This window comes from Shewanella sp. M-Br, assembly GCF_036245925.1.
Lineage (GTDB): Bacteria > Pseudomonadota > Gammaproteobacteria > Enterobacterales > Shewanellaceae > Shewanella > Shewanella oncorhynchi.
The window spans coordinates 95,881-116,043 of the sequence record NZ_BJBV01000007.1; the positions used below are offsets into that span (position 1 = coordinate 95,881).

27 protein-coding genes are annotated in these 20,163 nt (G+C 50.2%); 26 read left to right on the plus strand and 1 reads right to left on the minus strand.

Going from position 1 to position 20,163, the window contains the following annotated elements:
• Nucleotides 1-27: 27 nt before the first annotated feature.
• The 26 genes from AAA952_RS07625 (at nucleotide 28) to AAA952_RS07750 (ending at nucleotide 19,448) form a co-directional block, all read left to right on the plus strand.
• Nucleotides 28-1,386, plus strand: coding sequence for a phage portal protein (locus AAA952_RS07625; RefSeq protein WP_338255974.1), 1,359 nt, complete (start codon nucleotides 28-30; stop codon nucleotides 1,384-1,386).
• The gene (locus AAA952_RS07630; RefSeq protein WP_338255792.1) at nucleotides 1,358-3,211 is read left to right on the plus strand and encodes a phage major capsid protein; all 1,854 of its coding nucleotides are present in this window, start codon (nucleotides 1,358-1,360) and stop codon (nucleotides 3,209-3,211) included. The genes AAA952_RS07625 and AAA952_RS07630 overlap by 29 nt, the downstream gene beginning before the upstream one ends.
• 55 nt (nucleotides 3,212-3,266) lie before the next feature.
• Entirely contained in the window at nucleotides 3,267-3,515 is a 249-nt protein-coding gene (locus tag AAA952_RS07635) for a hypothetical protein (RefSeq protein ID WP_338255794.1), read from the plus strand.
• Nucleotides 3,512-3,853: a head-tail joining protein gene (locus AAA952_RS07640; protein ID WP_338255796.1), complete on the plus strand. Its 342-nt coding sequence runs from the start codon at nucleotides 3,512-3,514 to the stop codon at nucleotides 3,851-3,853. Before AAA952_RS07635 ends, AAA952_RS07640 begins: the two co-directional genes overlap by 4 nt.
• On the plus strand, nucleotides 3,816-4,457 hold the full coding sequence (locus tag AAA952_RS07645) for a hypothetical protein (protein WP_338255798.1): 642 nt from the start codon (nucleotides 3,816-3,818) through the stop codon (nucleotides 4,455-4,457). Before AAA952_RS07640 ends, AAA952_RS07645 begins: the two co-directional genes overlap by 38 nt.
• Nucleotides 4,454-4,987 (plus strand): hypothetical protein, encoded by a 534-nt coding sequence (locus AAA952_RS07650; protein ID WP_338255800.1) that lies wholly within the window; start codon nucleotides 4,454-4,456, stop codon nucleotides 4,985-4,987. The genes AAA952_RS07645 and AAA952_RS07650 overlap by 4 nt, the downstream gene beginning before the upstream one ends.
• Complete coding sequence (locus AAA952_RS07655; protein ID WP_338255802.1) at nucleotides 4,971-5,576, plus strand: phage baseplate assembly protein V; 606 nt, start codon at nucleotides 4,971-4,973, stop codon at nucleotides 5,574-5,576. The genes AAA952_RS07650 and AAA952_RS07655 overlap by 17 nt, the downstream gene beginning before the upstream one ends.
• A gap of 2 nt (nucleotides 5,577-5,578) precedes the next feature.
• Entirely contained in the window at nucleotides 5,579-6,238 is a 660-nt protein-coding gene (locus tag AAA952_RS07660; protein ID WP_338255803.1) for a DUF7217 family protein, read from the plus strand.
• Nucleotides 6,235-6,594, plus strand: a complete 360-nt coding sequence (locus tag AAA952_RS07665) for a phage baseplate protein (protein WP_338255805.1) — start codon at nucleotides 6,235-6,237, stop codon at nucleotides 6,592-6,594. Before AAA952_RS07660 ends, AAA952_RS07665 begins: the two co-directional genes overlap by 4 nt.
• Nucleotides 6,566-7,567, plus strand: a complete 1,002-nt coding sequence (locus AAA952_RS07670; RefSeq protein WP_338255807.1) for a baseplate J/gp47 family protein — start codon at nucleotides 6,566-6,568, stop codon at nucleotides 7,565-7,567. Before AAA952_RS07665 ends, AAA952_RS07670 begins: the two co-directional genes overlap by 29 nt.
• Nucleotides 7,527-8,291 carry a phage tail protein I gene (locus AAA952_RS07675; protein WP_338255809.1) on the plus strand — a complete coding sequence of 255 codons (765 nt, stop codon included), beginning with the start codon at nucleotides 7,527-7,529 and terminating at the stop codon, nucleotides 8,289-8,291. The genes AAA952_RS07670 and AAA952_RS07675 overlap by 41 nt, the downstream gene beginning before the upstream one ends.
• A 9-nt stretch (nucleotides 8,292-8,300) precedes the next feature.
• On the plus strand, nucleotides 8,301-8,831 hold the full coding sequence (locus tag AAA952_RS07680) for a phage tail protein (protein WP_338255811.1): 531 nt from the start codon (nucleotides 8,301-8,303) through the stop codon (nucleotides 8,829-8,831).
• Between the two features lie 9 nt (nucleotides 8,832-8,840).
• On the plus strand, nucleotides 8,841-9,206 hold the full coding sequence (locus AAA952_RS07685) for a hypothetical protein (RefSeq protein WP_338255813.1): 366 nt from the start codon (nucleotides 8,841-8,843) through the stop codon (nucleotides 9,204-9,206).
• Nucleotides 9,203-9,508 (plus strand): hypothetical protein, encoded by a 306-nt coding sequence (locus tag AAA952_RS07690; RefSeq protein WP_338255815.1) that lies wholly within the window; start codon nucleotides 9,203-9,205, stop codon nucleotides 9,506-9,508. Before AAA952_RS07685 ends, AAA952_RS07690 begins: the two co-directional genes overlap by 4 nt.
• A 3-nt stretch (nucleotides 9,509-9,511) precedes the next feature.
• A complete protein-coding gene (locus tag AAA952_RS07695) occupies nucleotides 9,512-10,165 on the plus strand; it encodes a hypothetical protein (RefSeq protein ID WP_338255817.1) in 654 nt (217 codons plus the stop codon).
• An 11-nt stretch (nucleotides 10,166-10,176) separates the two neighbouring features.
• The gene (locus AAA952_RS07700) at nucleotides 10,177-10,830 is read left to right on the plus strand and encodes a hypothetical protein (protein ID WP_338255819.1); all 654 of its coding nucleotides are present in this window, start codon (nucleotides 10,177-10,179) and stop codon (nucleotides 10,828-10,830) included.
• Complete coding sequence (locus tag AAA952_RS07705; RefSeq protein WP_338255822.1) at nucleotides 10,830-11,054, plus strand: tail fiber assembly protein; 225 nt, start codon at nucleotides 10,830-10,832, stop codon at nucleotides 11,052-11,054. The genes AAA952_RS07700 and AAA952_RS07705 overlap by 1 nt, the downstream gene beginning before the upstream one ends.
• Before the next feature lie 73 nt (nucleotides 11,055-11,127).
• The gene (locus AAA952_RS07710; RefSeq protein WP_338255825.1) at nucleotides 11,128-11,322 is read left to right on the plus strand and encodes a hypothetical protein; all 195 of its coding nucleotides are present in this window, start codon (nucleotides 11,128-11,130) and stop codon (nucleotides 11,320-11,322) included.
• Entirely contained in the window at nucleotides 11,322-12,491 is a 1,170-nt protein-coding gene (locus AAA952_RS07715; RefSeq protein ID WP_338255826.1) for a phage tail protein, read from the plus strand. Before AAA952_RS07710 ends, AAA952_RS07715 begins: the two co-directional genes overlap by 1 nt.
• Nucleotides 12,491-12,997, plus strand: a complete 507-nt coding sequence (locus tag AAA952_RS07720) for a phage major tail tube protein (protein WP_338255830.1) — start codon at nucleotides 12,491-12,493, stop codon at nucleotides 12,995-12,997. The genes AAA952_RS07715 and AAA952_RS07720 overlap by 1 nt, the downstream gene beginning before the upstream one ends.
• A 69-nt stretch (nucleotides 12,998-13,066) precedes the next feature.
• Entirely contained in the window at nucleotides 13,067-13,633 is a 567-nt protein-coding gene (locus AAA952_RS07725) for a phage tail assembly protein (RefSeq protein ID WP_338255832.1), read from the plus strand.
• 122 nt (nucleotides 13,634-13,755) lie between these two features.
• Complete coding sequence (locus tag AAA952_RS07730; protein ID WP_338255834.1) at nucleotides 13,756-16,587, plus strand: phage tail tape measure protein; 2,832 nt, start codon at nucleotides 13,756-13,758, stop codon at nucleotides 16,585-16,587.
• A complete protein-coding gene (locus AAA952_RS07735; protein ID WP_220054887.1) occupies nucleotides 16,584-16,982 on the plus strand; it encodes a phage tail protein in 399 nt (132 codons plus the stop codon). Before AAA952_RS07730 ends, AAA952_RS07735 begins: the two co-directional genes overlap by 4 nt.
• Nucleotides 16,960-17,169 (plus strand): tail protein X, encoded by a 210-nt coding sequence (locus AAA952_RS07740; RefSeq protein WP_220054888.1) that lies wholly within the window; start codon nucleotides 16,960-16,962, stop codon nucleotides 17,167-17,169. Before AAA952_RS07735 ends, AAA952_RS07740 begins: the two co-directional genes overlap by 23 nt.
• Nucleotides 17,160-18,170 carry a hypothetical protein gene (locus tag AAA952_RS07745; RefSeq protein WP_338255839.1) on the plus strand — a complete coding sequence of 337 codons (1,011 nt, stop codon included), beginning with the start codon at nucleotides 17,160-17,162 and terminating at the stop codon, nucleotides 18,168-18,170. The genes AAA952_RS07740 and AAA952_RS07745 overlap by 10 nt, the downstream gene beginning before the upstream one ends.
• Before the next feature lie 720 nt (nucleotides 18,171-18,890).
• Nucleotides 18,891-19,448, plus strand: coding sequence for a BRCT domain-containing protein (locus tag AAA952_RS07750; protein WP_338255841.1), 558 nt, complete (start codon nucleotides 18,891-18,893; stop codon nucleotides 19,446-19,448).
• A gap of 113 nt (nucleotides 19,449-19,561) precedes the next feature.
• Here the strand turns inward: AAA952_RS07750 and AAA952_RS07755 are convergent, their stop codons facing one another.
• Complete coding sequence (locus AAA952_RS07755) at nucleotides 19,562-20,038, minus strand: hypothetical protein (RefSeq protein WP_338255983.1); 477 nt, start codon at nucleotides 20,036-20,038, stop codon at nucleotides 19,562-19,564.
• Nucleotides 20,039-20,163 lie beyond the last annotated feature (125 nt).

Genomic DNA, 20,163 nt, shown 5'->3' on the forward strand with positions numbered 1-20,163 from the left:
GGGCTGACAGGACCACGCCTTGGTGGCATGTCACTGAGCATTAACGAGGAACTGCGCCGAGACTTGTCCGTGATAAAGGCTCAGTCTCGCCGCGCCGGTAACGATGACGGTTACGTGGTCAAGTTCTTGTCTATGTGCGAAACCCACATAGTCGGGCCAGAAGGGTTTGCCTTCCAGAGCAAGGCCAAGTCTTTTGGTGGTCAGTCAGATGACAAGGCTGCCAATGATTTGATTGAGGAACACTTTGCTAACTGGGGGAAGAAAGGCAGTTGTGATGTGACTGGCCGTTATAGCTGGCAAGACATTCAGACGCTGTTTATCCGTACAGTTGCCGAGGACGGTGAAATCCTGGTGCGCTTTGTTGAGGGGTTCCCTAATCAGTACGGCTTTGCGCTGCAACTGCTCGATTCAGCCCACTTAGACATTAACTATAACCGTGAACTTAAAGATGGCCTGCGTATTCGCATGGGGGTTGAATTAGATGGATGGGACCGCCCTGTGGCGTACCACATTCTCACTAACCACCCGGGGGATAGGGTTTATTTTTACGGCAACACCCGTTATGAACGCATCCCGGCCAGTGAAATGTTACTGGCCTTTTTGCCTTACAGGGTAGGTCAATGTCGTGGCGTTCCCTGGGCACATGCTGCGCTGCTGGAAATGCACCACTTGCATGGCTACCGCGAAGCGGAGCTGACCGGTGCAAGGGTAGCAGCATCCAAGATGTTGGCTTACGAGCCTGACTCTGACGTTGAGCCAGAGGATGAAGACGATGAGCCCGATTTTGTTGAAGAGGTCGAACCCGGCATGGCCGTGGTTGTTCCCTATGGTTACACCCTAAAAGAGCTGAACTTCAATCAGTCAGGCAGCAACTTTGCGGCCTACATGAAAGAGGGTAAGCGCGGCGCTGCCAGTGGTCTGGATGTCAGTTACAACACCCTAGGTAATGATGGTGAGGGAATTAGCTTCTCTAGCCTACGCCAGTTCGTGTTGGAAGACCGAGACGGCTGGAAGAAGAAACAGCGCTGGATGCGTCAAGAACTGTGTGACTTGGTTAAATCAAAATGGCTGCGAATGTCACTGCTCAGCAATGCCATCCCTGGCTTGCGGTTTAGCGAACTTAAACGGCTGGATAATCACAGGTTCCAGGGCCGCAGATGGGATTGGGTTGACCCGCTCAAAGATGAGAAGGCCAACACTGAGGCCATCAACAACATGACCAAATCCCCGCTGCAGATCATTCGTGAACGGGGGGAGGACCCTGAGACAGTGATCAACGAGTTGCTGGAGTTTGAAAACATGGTGGCACAGGTACGCAAGCAGCGAGCCGTAACCACTCAACAACAAGGAAACCTAAATGGCAAAGAAGAAGAGCAAGACTCTTAAGCTTGGCCGCCAGTTTCGCACCCTCACCTTTGTCCGTGAATCCATTAATGAAGAAAACCGCACCGTTGAATTGAGTTTCTCAAGCGAGGAACCCGTTGAACGGTGGTTCGGCATGGAAATTCTCGGGCATGCGCCTGGTGAGTGTGATTTGTCGAGACTGAATAATAGCGGCGCGTTCCTGATGGATCACAACACTCGTGACCAACGTGGAGCGATTGAAAGCGCAGTTATCGACCAAAAGAAAGGTAGAGCCATTATTCGCCTTTCCAATAGCCAGCGCGGCGAAGAGCTATGGCAAGACCTCAAAGATGGTATTCGACCGCATATCAGCGTTGGGTACCGTGTTTTGGAGATCATCCACGTTAAGCGAGACGAGAACGGGGTTGATTGGTATAGGGCAACCAAATGGCAGCCCTATGAAATTTCATCTGTATCTGTGCCAGCTGACACTTCAGTGGGGTTAGGCCGAAGTGATGATAACGACGACACAACTGATTTTAACATTGAACTAAGAGAGTTAGATATGGACCCAGAAGATGATGTTTTAGAGCAAGAACAAGAACAAACCCGCGTTCAAAAGCCAGCGGCTAAGCCTCGTGCTAAAGCACCGGCTGTAGCCGTAGACGAAGAAGCCGTTCGCAAGCAAGAAACTGAACGCTGCCAAGAAATCATGGCTATGGGTTCACAATTTGGCATGGGTCGTGAAGCCCAAGAAGCCGTGGCCAATGGCGACCCAGTTGATAAGTTCCGTCAATTGGTTCTTGATGGTGTGCGTGATAAGAAAGTTAAACCTACCGGTACAGAAATGAACCTGGGGTTAGACGCTAAAGACGTTCGCCGTTATAGCCTTATCAATGCGGTTCGCGCCAGTATCACCGGCAATTGGAAATCTGCTGGTTTTGAGCGTGAAATCTCTGTCGCCCTAGCAGATAAAATGGGCAAAGATGCTCGCGGCTTTTACGTCAACTATGAAGTATTGGCGCAACTGGGCCGAGCGGCTCAGTCTACAGGTGCAGGTATGGGTGGCGAGTTGGTCGCAACTGACTTATGGAGCAGCCAGTTTATCGATCTGCTGCGCCCTAACTCAATCGCAGCCGGCTTAGGTGTGCGTTTTGCGACTGGCCTGGTCGGTAACGTCGATATTCCCAAAATGACCAGCGGCGCGTCTTTCTACTGGATTGATGAAGACGAAGATGGTACTGAGTCAAATGTAGGCTTGGGCATCATTAAGATGTCACCGAAGACCATTGCCGGTGCTGTGCCAATTACACGCCGTCTGATGCAGCAATCCACGCCAGATATTGATTTACTGGTGCGTGATGAAATGCTGCGCGGTATCGGTCTGGGTATTGATAAGGCGGTGTTCCTCGGAACTGGCCTCAATAACCAGCCGCTGGGTATCAAAAATCAGACGGGTGTGCATGCGATCCCAATCCCTGCAGGCGGTTGGGACTGGAATACCATCGTGGCGTTTGAAACCGCCGTGGCCGAGTCCAACGCACTGGCGGCTAATATGGCTTACGCTATGCGTCCATCACTACGTGGCATCCTAAAAACCACAGAAAAGGCGGCTGGAACGGCTAAGTACCTGTGGGATGGCGACCAGGTGAACGGTTATCCAGGTGTGGTATCTACCCAGCTTGAAACCGATGCCATGTTGCACGGCGACTTTAGCCAGGCACTGGTCGGTATGTGGGGTGCTCTTGACCTGACCGTTGATAAGTCAACCAAGGCTGCTAGCGGTGGTACTGTGCTGCGCGTGTTCCAGGATGCAGACGTTGCTATCCGCCATGGTGCTGCCTTTGCCTACGGCAAGAAAGTGTAATAACCCTTAAGTTACGGCGCCAACGAGGCGCCTTTTTTATATCTGGAGTGAACTCATGAAAGTTCAAATTATTTCTGGCGTGATGATCCGTGGTACCGCTGTATTTCCAAAGATAGGCGAAGGTAAGAGCGTGGTTGATTCTGTCGTAGAAGTCACCAAAGCAGAAGCGCGTGATTTAGTACGTGCCGGTCAGGCAAAAGTGGTTAAGGACTCAACCAAGGTCACCGTTGAAATCAAAGACCCAGAAGGCGAAGCCGATGCGCTTGATGATTTCTTCGGTGATGAAGAAGAGCCTGAAGAGTGATAGGCGCTAATGACTTTGGGGTGTTCTTTAACCCCAAAGACTTCGGTACGCCAGCCATCCTGCATCTATCAAGCGGAAATAAGCCTGTTGTGGGGATTTACAAAAATCCACAGCAGACGGCCAAGCTGAAAGGGGGCGGTTTTGTTGAGGGGAATAACGCTTCCCTACTGCTGCCCGATAGTGATGCTGCAGGGCTTAATATTCGGGATTGTGTGACCGTGGCTGGCAGTGAGTGGCAACTGGTTAAACAACCGGTTCCAGAAGGTTCAGGTCTGACCCGGGTTTATCTTGGAGTCAAAGATGCAAAGCAATCAACAAAGCCTGCTATTCGATATTGATCCAAGTGAGCTTGAGTCTGTTCAGTTGATGTTGGGCGGCACTGAAAAGGAGCTTTTGGCCGCCTATAACCGCGCTATTGCTAGAACTTCGGTCACCATGAAGTCACAAGGTTCAAAATTAATGCGTGACGGCATGGATGCCAAGGGGCTCAAGGAAGTGCGCAAGCGTATGCAGGCGCACAAGTATTCATTTCGTGTTGGTCAAACTGATAGCGCCAAGCTGGACGAACTTAAGCTGTGGTTTGGTCTTAACGATATGTCTATTGGCCGTTTAAAAGGCCGATTGTCTCGACTAGGTAGCAAGCGTTCTCCAGCCGGCGCGGCTTTTACATCAAAGACCCTTGGCCAGCAAAAATACGAAGACGGCTTTCTTGGTCGAGTTCGCGGTAAGCGCTCCATCTTTGCACGTAAAGGGGCGGCCAGATTTCCTATCCGAGAGAAGAAAGTGGCTGTGGGAGAGGCGCTCCAGTTTAGGCTTGAAGATGAAGTGTTTATGGACTTGCCGGAAGTGTTCATGCAGCACTTCACCACTGATATGAAAGGCCGGGTGGCTGGCCGTAGTTCAATCGCTAGTCGTCAACAGAAATGGAATAAATACGCATGAGCAAAGGCATACACCTAACGGAATATCACGAGGCTGTGCGCCTTTGGCTCAAATCTAAGGCGCCATGGCTCAAGGGGGTAGAGTATTACCCTGAGATTACGGACACCCTAGAAACGCCTTGTGCGTTTATCTCAGTAATGGGATGGGAGCCAGTTGGAGATCAACCGGGTAATGGCCAGTTGGCGGTCAATTTGCACTGTGAAGTGTTGGCCGTTATGGGAGTCAAAGAAAGCACTTATCAGCTTGATGCCCGTAATGCGGCCATGTTCCTCAGTGTGGTCCTGCAGGACACTAACTTTGGCATCAAGGCTATGCCGGCTAAAGTCGTCAGCGCCGACCCAGATGCATTAGATCCTGAGCTTGATGCCTATTCAGTGTGGTCAATCAAATACGTGCAGAAAGTTACCATCGGCATGCCAACGCTGGAGCCTGATGAAGAACGGGGCATACGCCTGGCAGTGAATCCGGTAAACATGGATGACCCTGCCGAATATCACCCACTGGAGGACTTCAATGAGGCAGATGCTTGAAATCTTGGTGCGTGAAATGCTTGGGCCATATCTGGATCGTATTGAAGAGCTAAGCACTGAGGTGGAAGAACTACGCCGGCGCCAGCAACTCATGATCCGTTTGGGTTGTGTCAGTGAAATACACGGAAGCAATAAACTGGTCAAGGTTAAGCATGGCGACCTGACCACGCCTTTTATTAAGTGGTTTGCTCAGTCTGCAGGGCGGGTATCTCATTACCGTTGCCCGACGAAAGGCGAGCAAGCACTCATTTTGAATTTTGGCGGCGGCAACACCGGCGCCCAAAGCATTGCACTGGTTGGTATAGATTCCACCCAGTTCCCTTTCCCCGCTGATAACCCTAAACAAGTGGTTACGGCCTATGGGGATAAGTGCGCAGAAATATGGGACATGGATGCCGGCACCTTGACATTAAAGGCGAGCGAGAAGATCACCCTCGATACCAAGCTGGTGTATGCGACTAAGGACGTCAAGGCTGATGGCGAGGTCAGCGACCACACGCGCAGCATGCAAGATGATCGCAATATTTATAATGGACATACGCATCCAACTGGCAACCCTAACACGAGTACACCTAACGAGACGAAATAGCGATGAACATTGATTTATTTAAAAAAATCCAATCGGGCGGCCTGAGTTTTTCGAGTCCATCTATCGGAGTGGGTAATCAAGCTATTTCGGCGGTAAATCAAGCCGACAATGCATTAAGGCCATTAGAAAGTTTAGGTGTCGTTAATCCAGATATTCTAGCCAGTACGCGCCAGCTATTGAGTTCTGCAAATGGCAGTTTACTCGGGAATGTGTCTCAAATAACGGCTATGTCAAATGACACGTTACGGCTTTCGTCTATGGCGCAGCAAGCTAATAGATTAGATGCTCTGACGAATCAAGTGCCGTCTAGCTGCTTCAACACCGAGGCATTGTTTGCAACGGTCAACGGTGCATGTGACGAGTTTTTCAATGTGATTGGTGATGCTGCAAATAGCATCGTTGAAAAAGTTGCAGCCTACTTTTCGGGTTCAATGTCATCGTCTGCTTTAGAAAGTTTTTTGTCTGACATTGCTGAAATGTTTCAATCTGCAATGAGTAGCCTTGCTGAGCGATTCGCAGCAGAGCAACGATTCTTAGCGGATATGAAAAATAAGTTGATGGCATCTTCATTGGCTCAATCTATTGAAGTCTTATGGAACAATGACTGCACCCGCGCAGCGTTAGATATGACCTTGCCGGAGAATATAAAGGCGCTTCTATGATAGGAATCGACCGTAACACAGGCCGTCAGATTGACGGCTTTGAGCAGTTGGTGAGCCGGATTATCCAGGTGATGACCACGCCGCTGGTTGGCCGTGCTAAACGGCCGAGGTTTGGCAGCAGAGTGCGGGAAACCTTGGCCGACAATATGTCTGACAGCATGCTGGTTCGTGCCCAGGCATTTGCCATCGAGGCTTTTTATAACCCGGCCAACGGGCTGCAGGATTTTATCCCTAGCAGCTGCATGGCCAAGCGCGGTGCCACTGGATTGAGCCTGTATTTTGAGGGCATGTGGCATGGCCGTCCTGTTAGATTTGAGGTGCCACTGGATGTTTCCCCATCAAAACCCATTACCTAAATCGGATGTGATCACCACACCGACTTTTGAAACCTTGCTGGCCAATGTCAAAAATCGCGTACTGGAGTACCTAGAACAAAAAGCCCCAGGATATGCCGCCGCGGTGCGCGAAACATTCGCCAACGAGGCCGAGCTGATGACCAAATTCACCGAGGCATTTACCGTTATTCTGCAAAGCCATTTTCGGCAGATGAATGCCCAGGCGCAGCAGATGTTCGGTATGTATGCCACGGACAAGGCCATGGTTGACTTGATCGCCAGCCAGTTGGGCGTTAAGCGTCTGGTGCTGGCAGAAGGTGACCCTAATGCTTACCCGCCTGTACCGCCAGTGATGGAGAGCAACGAGGCTCTATTGACCCGTTATTACCTGGCAGCTTACGCCTTGGCCACTACGGGTACGCGCTCAGGTTACCGCTTCCATGCTATGACCTTGGGGGGGAGGCCGATGGTTAAGGTGGAAAGTCCTGAGCCTAACAAGGTGGTGGTGACCTATGAGTTTGCAGAGCATGAAGATGCTGGCAAAACCAAAGATGCCCAAGCCCGTCAAGTCACTCCTGGCGTAGTGGACTGTTACATATTGGCCCATGCCGGCAACGGTATACCAGAGCAGGCATTGGTGGATGCGACCCAGAGCTATCTTGGTCGGGATGACATAGCCCAAGAAACGGATCTTATTACGGTGAAGACCCCGAGCATTCAAAACTGGTCGTGTAGAGCACAGCTTTATGTTCGTCCAGGGCCAGATGCCAACATGGTTAAAGTCGCTGCAGAGAAAGCCGTGCAGGAATATGCAACCAGCCAGCATAGGTTGGGCGGGAGCATAGAGCCGTCAATGATCTACAGCGTTTTATTGAAATCAACAGGGGCTCACAGAGCCGATTTAACCGAACCCGCGCAGCCCATACGCTGTGCTCACAGTGAGGCGCCGTATCTTGAGTCAATCAACATTACCGTCAGCACTGAAAACCTATAGCGTCCTGCCAGATAACCGCAGCGCCTTAGAGCGGGGGCTGGAGCTGGCGTTGAGTGAAGAGCTTTATGCTGTTCCTCAGCCTTACCCTCAGTTACTCGATGCCAGGTATACCCCGCCTAATATGCTGCCGTATCTTGCTGCCGAGCGGCAGCTGCCGGTATGGGACTCGGCTGACCCTGAGCATCTAAAGCGAAATTTGACCGGCAATGCTTGGCAGGTTCGCCGCCTGAGTGGCACTCGTGCCGGCTTGAAAATGGCGCTGGAGTCACTGGATTTTCTGAGTGAGATCACGCCTTGGTATAAACAGGTTCCGCAAGCGGCACCCTATAACCTCGCCGTGCTGGCGTGGGATAAAGGTAATAAGCCGGTCAACGTCGCCAACGTGCATAAGCTTATGGCTTATATAGCTGACAGTAAATCAGAGCGTGATGTGATCGAACTGTCGCTGATGTTTGGGGTAGAAACTCAGCTCGGCTTAGCCGGCGCCAGAGCCCCAGCGACAAATGTCAAAGAGACTCATGGTGCGGCAGGGCTTTGGCCTATGCCTAACGCCACCGTGTCGCTTGCGATAGCCGGTGGCGCTCTGCCTGGGATAAACATTCAGCCGTTGAACTTGCTGGCTATCACGCCCATCGTTAGCGGTTATGCCCAGTTGGGTATCACGGCCGTAGCCGGCCATTACAGCATCACAGTCTCAGCAGTTAACGCGAGCGCAGTTATATAAGGTAATCAGATGACCGACCAACTCAAATTAGTAATTACCCGCAAGGGCTTGGACGAATGTATTGGCGCCAAGTCAAAAGGGATTAAAGCCGAACTCAAATGGGTATCGGCAGGTGACAGAGCCTACACCCCAAACCCAGACCAGGCCACGCTGCAGAACGAAGTTCAGCGGGTCGAGTTTGGCGAATATAAGGACGGCGCCGGCGCAACATTGCAAGCCACCGCTAAGTTCAGCGGCCCACAAGAATACCCTATCAGAGAATTAGGGTTCTGGTTGGCGTCAGGTACGTTGTTCGGGGTGATCTCTGCCCCTAACACAACCTTAAACTACAAGCCAAAGGATGGTCACTGCATCCAGCCCATCACCTTGGATTTGAGCGCCTTACCCAGTAACACAGTGACTGTGGTTGTTGGCACTGAAAACCTCAACATCCTCATCGATGAGGAATTTATCAAGATGGCCATCGCTCAGGTAGACACCATGCATCGCCAAATCAAGCAGGAGTTTCGTCTGCTTGATTTGGAAAAGAAACATGCCTAAGGGGGGCGTATGGACGAACAAGAGCTGCCCCTGGTCACTGGCACTACCTTTGACTTTGAGTTGACTTGGGAGACTGAAAACGAAGCCGGCGTGTTGCAACCGGTTGACATTACCGGCTGCAGTATCACCCTGCAGGTGCGTAGTTCAGTCAGTAATGCCCTACTGGTTAGCTGCACAAGTATGGCGGGTGACATTACCGTGCCCGAGCCTACCAAGGGCCGTATGGCCATACATATCAGCCCAGAGAAAACCGCTGGTCAGCAGGCTGATGCGTGGCAGGATGCGCACTGGGAAGTGCGGGTCACCTTCCCAAGTGGTGATGCCTACAGCCTGGTGCGCGGTTGGGCGCGGCTGACTGTTGGGGCTGTGCAATGAATAACCTCAACCGTATAACGCTGCGCCATACCGTTCGGCAAGTAGTGAGAATGGATATTGGTGGCAATCAGGTCACCATTAAGCAGCTTAGCCGGCCACGGCTTAATGTCGTATCTATCGGCGTTCAAGGGCCTGTCGGCACCGTAGCTGAAAGTGTGTTGACCATGGCGCAGCAGGCACAGCATGCCGCCGTTATGGCAAGCGAAAAGGCCGAACAGGTAAGCCAAGCGCAGTTGGGTATGGTTAGCGGCATGAGCCTAACACTGGATCATTATATTGGCGCCATTGGCGCCCAGGAGTAACCCATGGCTGAACCCCAAACGCCAATAGACATCATGCTGAGTAAGCTCAGTCAGCTGCTTGGCACAATTGACGGCAAGCTGCGCAACAAGCTCAGTAAATCCGGCGGCACTATAGATTATCTGACTGTCACCAATCGCCTAGCAGCCACTGCCGATTATGCCCATGCGCTTAAGGTGGCCAGGCTGTTTAGCCTAACGGGTGATGCCAGTGGTCAAGTCAATTTCGACGGCAGTGGTGATGTGGAAATTACCGTAAACATAGCTGAGCTGGCCAATAAAGCAGACAAGGGGGTGACTTACACCAAGGATGAAGTTAATCAGCTTATCCAGAACCTTATCGGTTTGGCGCCGGCTGAGTTGGACACCATCTACGAGTTAGCCGCTGCGCTTAAGGGCAACCAAGACAGCATTGGTACCATCATTACCACGCTGGCCGCTAAGGCCAATAGCGCCGATGTGTACGACAAGATAGCAGCCGATGCCAGGTATCTGGCAAAAGGCGCTAAGGCCGCCGATGCCGCTTTGTTAGAGGGTAAAGCGGCTGCGTTCTACGCCAAACAAACCGGACTAGATAGTACCAATCAGGAACTCAGTAGCCTGATAACCCAATTAACCGCCGCTTTTGATAACGGCACTAATTTAATTAACAGCGTATAAAAGGAGCACCTATGAGTACGCAAGAAACAGCGGCGCTAATTGAATCGGTCAATAGTATGACCGCCACAGTGGCCGGAAAGATGGGGCAGATTGATCAGAAGGTGGCCGCTGCCTCAGAAAGTTTTGAAGGCTTCAAAACGAATGCTGACAATCGCTATGCGTTACAGAAGCGTATAACTAAACCGCTGCGAGTCGAAGGAAACCAGAATTTCTGGTATCCAGTCAGAATTAGTCAACCTAACGGCGCTAATTTTTATTTGCGTCGCCATGTCCATCAAGACAGCGCGGTGTACGGTCAATGGAATGGGGCCTTAGAATTCCACTTCAGAGCCAACGATCGTGAATATGGCGCTAATTTTGGTTACATTCTGGTTGACATGTATCTGGTTGATGGTAAATCAACATCAAGGGTTTTACCTGACGCAGATATTCCTTTTATTGGAAAGTTGTCAACGCAGTCTAGCCCATATGATGTGTGGATCTGGTTGCGTGGAAATACAACGTATGAAATTGGTGCCGACTTTGCCAATGTAGTTATCAATGTTTACTATGAGGCACAAGTACCTATCGCTGGTTATTCCGCCGCGGCCCCAATTCCTATTACTGATGGCGTTCATGTTGGCGTTCCTACTGTTGGTTATATTCGTGGTGAGGTAAATGGATAATGGAAAATCAAACTCCAATTGATGTAATAAAAAATGGTCACTGGAAAGAAAACAAAATGATTCGGGATCGCCTTTTGCGCGAAACTGATTTCACTCAGATGCCAGACTCACCCTTATCTATAGAAAAAGCGGAAGAGTTTAAGATTTATCGTCAAGCCTTGCGTGACCTACCACAGATGTTTGATGACCCGCTTGCTGTTGTCTGGCCCGTTAAACCCGAATAACTAACCGCCTAAAGGCGGTTTTTTTATACCCCTAACCCGGCCATGTGCCGGGTTCTTTATTTCAGGAGGCCCTATGGCTACCCAGAAAGCCCAGGCTAATCCGCGCCAGAAGTATCAGGTGCTGGAAGCCTATCAGTGTCCGAATAACAAGCACTGGCACCAAGCCGGTGCGACTGTTGAACTGCTGCCCTGTGAGGCAGATTTTCTATTGCTGTCAGGCAAGCTTGGCGTTGCCAAGGCTGACAAATCCACCAAAGGAGATAACTAATGCCTGAGATTGCATCGTTTGTGCATAACGGGATCAGCATCGAGCGTCAAGCCGCGCCGCCACCTATGGGACCCTTGGGTAGCATTGTCCTTGGTTTGGTAGGAACAGCGCCAGATGCCGACCCTTTACTGCCTAAGAACAGTCCTATTCGTGTGGCTAATCTAGGTGATGCGGCCAAGCTGGATATTGCCGGTACCGAGCGCGGCACCTTGTGGCGTTCTTGCTATGAGATTTTCCGCTTAGTCTCAGTACCTATCTATGTGGTGATCGTCGAAGAAGGTCTTGATGCGGCCGCTGCAACTAACAACATCATCGGAAGAATAGATGCTGCAACTGGACAACGTACCGGTATCGAAGCCTTGCCAGATTGTCAGGAAACACCTACCCATATTGCGGCCCCTGGCTTCAATACTAAGCCGGTAGCTGATGCACTGGCAGCTATGGGTAAGCGCCTGTTTGCTATTCCAGTGGGTGATGGTCCAAACACTAACGACCAAGCCGCAGTGGCTTACTCACAGTCATTGGGTGGTGACGGCACTGGTTATGAGTCTTTCTATCTAGTCGATCCCCAAGTGGCTGTATACAGCCAAGCGGCCAAGGGTAACGTGTACTTCTCGGCGGCTGCAGTGGCGTTGTCTTGCTTTGCCAGGGTTCGAGCTTGGGAGAGTCCAGCCAAGGGCGGTATGGGTGCGTTAATCCAAGGCACGGCTCGTACCATTGATTACAACATCATGGACAAATCAACAAATGGTGATTTGTTGAATAAAAACGGCGTGTCCTATTTTGCCCGAACCTCAATGGGTGGCTTCTCGCTTATTGGCAACCGCTGCGTGATGGGGCGTTTCGTGTCTCAGGTGGGGCTTGAGTACGCGATTGTGCGCAAGCTGGCTAAAACCGCACAGAGCGCCATGGGCCGCAATCTCAGCAAGAGCTTTATGGAGCAAGAGATCACTAAGCTGAACTACTGGCTCAAGACGCTGCAGGCAGATGAGACAGTGATGGGCGCTCAAGTGTATCTGCACCCCACGCTGAATACGGTAGACAACTATCGCAACGGCGAATGGCATATTGCCATTAAGTACCATGGCTTCGCCCCGAACGAGCACATGGTGTACCACTTAATTGAGGATGTCGGCATTGTCGAGTCCTTCCTAGAAGGAGTTCTGTAATGGGTGGACAACGCTCACGTATTACCCGCGCCGGCATGATTAACGGTCAGCCTTTGATCAAAGAGCTGGAAGAGTTTACTGCGCCAGAAATCAAGAAGGCCATGCAGGACACCCGGGGAGGCTCGTTTATCCCTGGGCAAATCATGGTCGGTTTGGAAAAGATGAACAGTAAGTTCAAGGTCAAGGGCGCCAACCAGGAGCTGCTTGCCGCTTTTGGTCTTGCTGCTGGCGAAGTCTGTCAGGTGGATGTGAAGGAATCGCACCAGGATGAAGATGGCAACAAGTTCGCCATCATTTACAGCCTGACCGGCGAGGTAATTTCTGTCACTGAATCCCCTAGCAAGATGGGAGAGTTGCCCGATTCTGAGTTGGAAATGGCCATCAGTGCTTACAAGAAAACCGAAAATGGCAAGTTGATCTACGAGATTGACCGCAACGCGCAGATTTTGAATCTGGGTAAAGGCGATCTCATGGTTGAGCATCGTCGCAATATCGGCATGGCATAATTTTTCTTCGCTGCTACGCACAGGCCCCTCCATTTAGGAGTGGGCCTTTTTTCATTTTGGGAGTTTGAAATGTTTAAACCTAAAACGCATGAACTGGTATGGGCGATTGAAGACGACAAGAAACAACCGCTTAATTCTGTCCCAGTGAAATTACTGACCATGGGTCAGCACCGAGAAATGAGCAAGACCCACAAAGGCAAAGATACCGACCTGCTCCGTGCCTGCATCTGTTCCAGTACAGGCCTGACGTTGAGCGAATTAAAGCGCCTTGTTACGCCAGACTATACCAGCCTGCAGGAGCAAGTGTTGGAGCTAATGCACATGAGTGCCGCCCAACTTATTGAAGGCTTCGACTCATCTGCTGAGCCTGTGTTGTTGGTGCCGTTCCAAGGTGACGATGGCCAGGATAAAACCGGTTATACGCTTCGCCCACCTACCGTGGCCACGACCGACTTGATGGACACGCACAAGGATGAATGGGACCGAACCCTGTTTATCAGTTCCAGTTGCTCAGGATTCAGCCGTGAAGAGTTGGAGCGCCTTTCGCTGCCTGACTGGAATTTACTGCAGGAGCGCCTGATTGATTTTTTGGAAAAACCGGCGGACTTCTTTCGCCAAAAGATGTTGAAGTCCTAACGGATGTTATCCCCCTGGTTTACCACGTATCCCCGGGGGAGGTTTTAGGCTGGCGCATTGACGAAGCTATGCGCCGCTATCACTTGGCGGCCGCAAAGCTGGGGATAAAGAAGGGGTAAGCCGTGGGAGAAACCAACCAAAAAACATCGATCATCTTATCGGCGGTAAACCGTTTTAGCGGCCCGACCGATGATGCGACCAAGAGTGTCGGCAAGCTGCGAAGTGCAGCTACCGAAACGAGTGCCCAGTTAAAGGAATTAGGTGATAAGCAAAAGCTAATCACCCGTTTCAAGAGCTTGTCTGAACAGCTGGACATAACCCAATCCAAGCTCGCTGACGCCAAAATTGAAACTAAGCTATTGCAGCAGTCAGAGCAGTCTGCAATTGCCACGTTGAACCAGCACAACACAGCATTAAAATCGGCTGAAAGTCAGGTTGAAAAACTGACGTTATCCTATGGTGCTGAATCGGCAGAAGTGGCTAAGGCCCGTAAGGAAGTGGGCCGTCTCACTCAGGCTAAGAAGGATGCCGAGCAGGCGCTGAAAAAAGAGCGCCTGGCATTGAAATCGGCAGAGCAATCCACGGCTAAGTTAACCACTGCCTATGGTCGCCAGGCTCAAGAGCTTGGTGGCTTACGCCGTGACTTGGGAGCAGCAGGGCTCAAGGTTAACGCCTTGGGCGCGGAAGAGTTACGTCTAGCTAAACAAACCACTGCAGCGAACAAGGCGCTCGAGCAGCAATCGGCGAAGCTGAAACACATTCAGACCCTACAGGGCCGCATTGATGCCAGAAATGCTCAAAAGGGCGAGCTGGTTGGTCAGGCGGTTGGGGTGGCAGCTGCCGCTGCACCTATGGTGATGGCGGGTAAGCGTTCCATTGAGTACGAGAGCAAGTTTGCTGATGTAAAGAAAGTCGTTAACTTTTCAAGTGAGAAGGAAGAAGCCGATTACCGCCGCCAGATGATGAAGATGGCCGGTGACTTGGGTGTGAAGCAAGACGGCATTGCCGACATAGTCACGGCTGCAGGTCAGTCTGGTATCGAGAAAGACCAGCTGCTGCAGTTCGCCGAGTCGGCCACCAAAATGAGCGTGGCATGGGACGTCTCTGCTGAAGAGGCGGGTTCTACGTTAGCAACGTGGCGAGCGGCTATGGGCCTCACCCAGAAGAACGCCCTCGACTTAGCTGACGCGACCAACTATCTCAGCAACAACATGAACGCCAAGGCGAAAGACATTGCTGCTGTGATGGTTCGTCAGGGTTCTACCGCCATGGGTGCCGGTTTCAGTTACAACGATACCGCCGCATTGTCTGCCAGTTTGATCGCCGGTGGCGCCACGGAAGAAACTGCGGCCACTGCCCTGAAAAATATCTCAGGCGCTTTGACTGCCGGCTATTCGGCCACGGGCAGTCAGAAACAAGCCTTGGGTAAATTGGGGTTCGACCCAGAAGAACTCGCCAGTGCCATGCAGCAAGATGCCAAGGGCACCTTGTTGGGCGTATTACGCGAACTGCAGGACGTTTCAGCCGATGAGCGTGGGGCAGTCATATCGCAACTGTTTGGCTCTGAAATCAAGGGTGCCGTGTCCAAGTTGGTCACGACCATGGATGATGACAAAAACGGGGTAATAGCGGCCTTTGGTCGGGTAGCTAAAGAAGCTGACCGCGCCGGCAGCGTCAATGACGAATATGCAAATAAATCTAAGACCCGTGGCCATCAACTTGCAATGTTAAGCAGTAAGTTTGATGACATGGTTATCGCCTTAGGTGATCGAATGCTACCCGTCCTCGATGCCGTGGTGCCGCCCCTGATGACAGTAGTGGACTTTATAGCTGATGTTGCTAAAGATTCCCCAAACCTAACCAGTGCCTTGTTAGGAGTGGCAGCAGCCATTGCTGTGGTTAAAGCTGGTGCTATCGCATTCAAGCTGGCCAAGCTGACCATGGGCAATGGCCTCGACCGCTTTAAGTTGGGTAAGACCAAACTGTCCAGCTCTACCGAAGAAACAACCACAAGCGCCAACAGAGCATCTAGAGCGCTGGATAGGCTTAATCGTAAACTTGGCGGCTTAGGTGCTGGCTCAGGTGGTTATGGCCGTCAGGGCCGAACCAGGCGAGGTGCTGCCCGTCCTAGTGGCCGTCTTGGTCGTATGCGCGGAGGTGCCAGCCGCTTAGCCGGAGGCATAGGTGATCTGCTTGGTGGCTTAATGCCAGAGCCTGCCTTGGCGGGCTCTAATGCACCAGGTCGTCGTCCTGGTCGTGCCGGTAGGTTTGGTCGCATGGCAGGCTTACTTGGTGGTGGCGCTGCTTTGTCTATGGTTTCTGGCGCTGCTTCAGCCGGTGATTTAGCCATGGCGGGGGCTGATATAGCCGGTGCAGCAGGTAGCGTGATGGATATGCTACCCGCAGGCGGTGCCTTATTGAAAGGTGCCGGGAAGATCTTTAAACCAGCGGATATTTTGCTGCAAGGCGCTGGATTAGCGTCTGCCATATCTGGTGGTGATTCTAAGCAGATAGGCGGCACTGCAGGGGATATGGTCGGCGGCATGGGTGGTGCAGCTGCTGGCGCTATGGCCGGTGCGGCATTAGGTTCTGTTGTGCCTATTGTCGGCACTGCTATCGGTGGGATCATTGGTTCCATTGTTGGCGGTTTAGGTGGTGGTGCTGTGGGAGAGTGGGCAGGCACTAAGATAGGCGGCTGGTTCAGTGAGGATAAAACCGACCAACCCGCGCCGGCTGCTGTCGCTCAACAAACCAAGCAGCTCGAACAGTCCAACAAGACCATCACATTCTCACCGACGATTCAGATCACGCCTTCGGGCAATCCTGCCTATGACCGTGATGTGGGCAACGACCTTATGGCTAGAATGAAGGCTGAGCTTAGCCCGATGCTGTTGGGTAATAGTGATGTATCAGCCAGGGCAGATAGCAGCCTATCAGATAGGAGCGACACATGAGACAGATGATGTCATTGGGAGGGTTTGTCTTCTCGCTCAGCGAGGGAACGCCCTATGAGGGATTGCAGCGTACCAGTGATGGGGGATGGGTCACTGTTCCTAGGTACGGTCAAAAACCTATCAGTCAAAACACCGGGCAAGCGTTGGAAAATATCAGTGTTACGGGTACCTGGTTCCGTGGCGAAGGTATGAGCAATATGGACAAGCTCAGAGCACTCCAAGCTAAGCGAGCGCCCTTGGTGTTGACTGATGGCTATGGGCGCAATTTAGGGCTGTGGACAGTTAAGCGCCTGCAGGAGAAACAAGACCGCATTATCGATGACGGTACCGCTTTTGTTGTGGGCTTTACCATAGAACTGGAGGAGTATGCCGGTGAGTACAATACGCAGTCGTGATGGTGATTCTGTGGCCCTTATTTTGTGGCAACAGCTGCAGCGGGATGATGACGAAGCCGAAGAGGCGCTGTATCAACTCAATCCTGGTCTGGAGCAATACGGCCCTATCTTGCCGGCAGGGATAGAGGTGAAGCTGCCAGAGCTTGCAGCCAAAACGCCGGATAAGGTGGTGAACGTATGGGATTAGGATTTATTCCCCAAGTGTCAGTTCGTGGCCCGGGTGCTGGCATTATCAATAGCCGGCTAATCTCTTGGGAGCGAGTTGACGCCTCAGGCATCCAGTCTGACCAAATTACTCTGACGGTGGACACAGCCGGCCAAACTGGTATGCCCAAAGAGGGCGCCACCCTAGGGTGGTCAGAGGGGTATGACGGCAAATTGGTTGATAAGGGCGAGTTTAAGATCACCCGCATCATCCCGCGCCTGTTCCCGCCGACCGTTACCATTGTGGCCACGGCTGCGCCGTTTCAGATCGATGACAAAACCCGCTTCAAGGAACGCCGAACCCGCTCATTTGATAACGTGACATTAGCTGAGTTGTTTCGCCAGGTGGTTAGCGCCCATGGGTTCAGTCCCCGGGTGGCGCCCGAGTTTGAGGGCATCACCTTGGCACACGTTGATCAAGTTGACGAAACAGACAGTGCTTTTTTAACTCGGCTGGCTAAGGAGCGAGATGCCGTGGCCAAGCCGGTGAATGAGCTGTATGTGTTGGCAAAGCGTGGGCAGGTTAAGACCATCACTGGGCAGACTATCCCGCCCGTAGTGGTTTGTGTCCCAGGTAATAATGATCCCAATGATGCTGGTAAATTTATCAACTGTCAGTTGGACAAACCTAGCCGAACTAATTTCAGCGGCGTTAAAGCTAAATGGATGGACAACGCCACGGGGCAAGAGCATGAAGTCTTCGATGGCGCAGAACCGTTTAAGAGGCTACGCCAGGCATACGAAAGCGCTGATACTGCGCAACATGCATGCCGCGCCGAACTAACCAAGGTTAACCGGCAAGGTTCCAGTGTCAGGCTAGACTTACCAGGAGATCCTTACTTGGTTGCCGAGGGCCTGCTGACTCTTAATGACTCGTTCCCGCCAGAAATGGCCGGTGATTGGTCCATTGATAAAGTCACTGCCCGGGGTGATAGCAAAGGTGGTTATCGTTGTTCAGTCGTGGCCACACAACCGTCAAAATAAAAGGATAAATTAATATTATATTTCTAGGTGAGTAATAAGTTACTTATTAACTATTAAATAAGTAACTTATTACTTAGTGAAATATTTAAAGTGACTTTTAATTGTCTTGTTAGGATGTGTTTTTGTATTTCTGATATTTTAAATATCTAAAATACTTGATGTGTGTAGAACATGATTGTTATACGTAAAAATTATTACAATATATATTTACAATATTATTTGTGGCTGTTAGCCTGTGCAAAAATTAATAACACTATTGAGAATAGTTATGTCTAATCATGACTCTAACGTTATGCCTGTCACAGAACTCTTAGCAAGATATACCTACAGACATGAAGATCTTCGCAATGCAGTCTCCTTAGGGAGACTAAGAGCAGAGTTGTTTGTGAATGATTTAAAAAACGACCAGTTGGGTGTGTTGCAATTGAGCGATATTATAGAGGTTTGCTCTAGGGATATGCTATCAAATGATGCGTTGTTGCAAATGTATTGGCGAGAGTTTTGTTTTACAATCCAAAAAGCTCTAAACCAGTCAGAATGCTAGTTTTGTGTAAGTTTAATATAGAAAGCCTGCGTTAATAACTATTCAGAAATAAATGGATAAACTACATCGGAATTATGAGAGTTTATAATTAACCCTTGCAATTTACTTGAAGATCTATTTCTATGTGACATGAATTGTCGAAATGTTAATTGCAGACTCTTTTGGTGAGGTGGTAAATGACGGTATTCGAACTTCTCGGTATCAAGCAAGGTGATGCGATTCTTGTAGATAACCCATGGTCTGATTATGGAGAGCGACAGGTAATCCCTATCGCTTTATCGAAAAATGGAATTTCTATTAGAGCTATCGATTGCCGTTACGGTGATATTTGTTACGTCTCTGCAGAGTGGCGTATTCGGTTGTCAGGTGATTCGATGTCACTTTTAGGAGATATTCCTTATATAAAGCAAAAATTGCTTGAATGGAAATCTCGCGAGGAGTTAGAAAGGACAGCTTTAGAGAAAGTTAAAATCGAAGAAATTGAACGAGAGTTCGCATCTATTGACGAGGTCATAAATATTCTGAATGTTGATAATCTAAAAGTGGTCATCACTGGTGAACTTTCAATTCCAAGGGCTGAGATGAAGTCTCTGTTAGAAAGTAAAGGGGCTGTCGTAATGGGGGCAGTGAGTCGCAATACTGCTTACTTATTTATGGGGAACACAGGCGAGTATGGGATAACTGGTAAAATGCAGAAAGCACATGAATTAGGTGTAAAAATTATTACCCTGTAGCATTTAAAGCCTGCTTGTTTAGCACATCCTTTCGACCAGTGGGTGAATCTAAAGCCAAATTAACTGCGTAAACTGTTGTAATTTCTTTTTTAAGCTTTAATAGAATCATATAGTTATAAAGTAAACTGGAAAAAATATTTTTCAACAGAGCAACATAACAAGTTGTTTTTACAGTTTTTAATCTCCCCCTCCAAAACCGATGGTTGCGGGTTCGAGTCCTGCCACCCCTGCCAAATAAAACAACGGCTTGCATAGAAATATGCGAGCCGTTTTCTTTTGCGTTGAATAAAGCGTAAAAAATGATTTTGCTTGGATTGAATAACTCGCCATTTTTTAACGCTACCCATTGCCGGTACTATTTCCATTTTTCTGTCGTAACCCTCAACATAACTGCGGCTTGTAGGCTCATTTACTGTCAATGCTTGTTCATCAAATAGGTTGTTGGCGAAGCGACTAATCCGCCAGTTTTTAGACTGATAATCGACGCTAAAGCGAGTTACCACATAATCATCTGCAACTGTTATCGCCGTTATAAATTGAGCTGCCTGTGCTATCAAAGTCTTGGCTGTGTTCGAAATAAGATAGGCCAATCAAAGCCACGGTTATTTAAATCAAAACGGTATTTCTCCCATCTAAAATTTACCAACGTGTGACTGTTTGTGCCGTTACCTGTGTAAAAGTCTGCATTGAACCTTTGTCCGTCATGAGCCCGTAG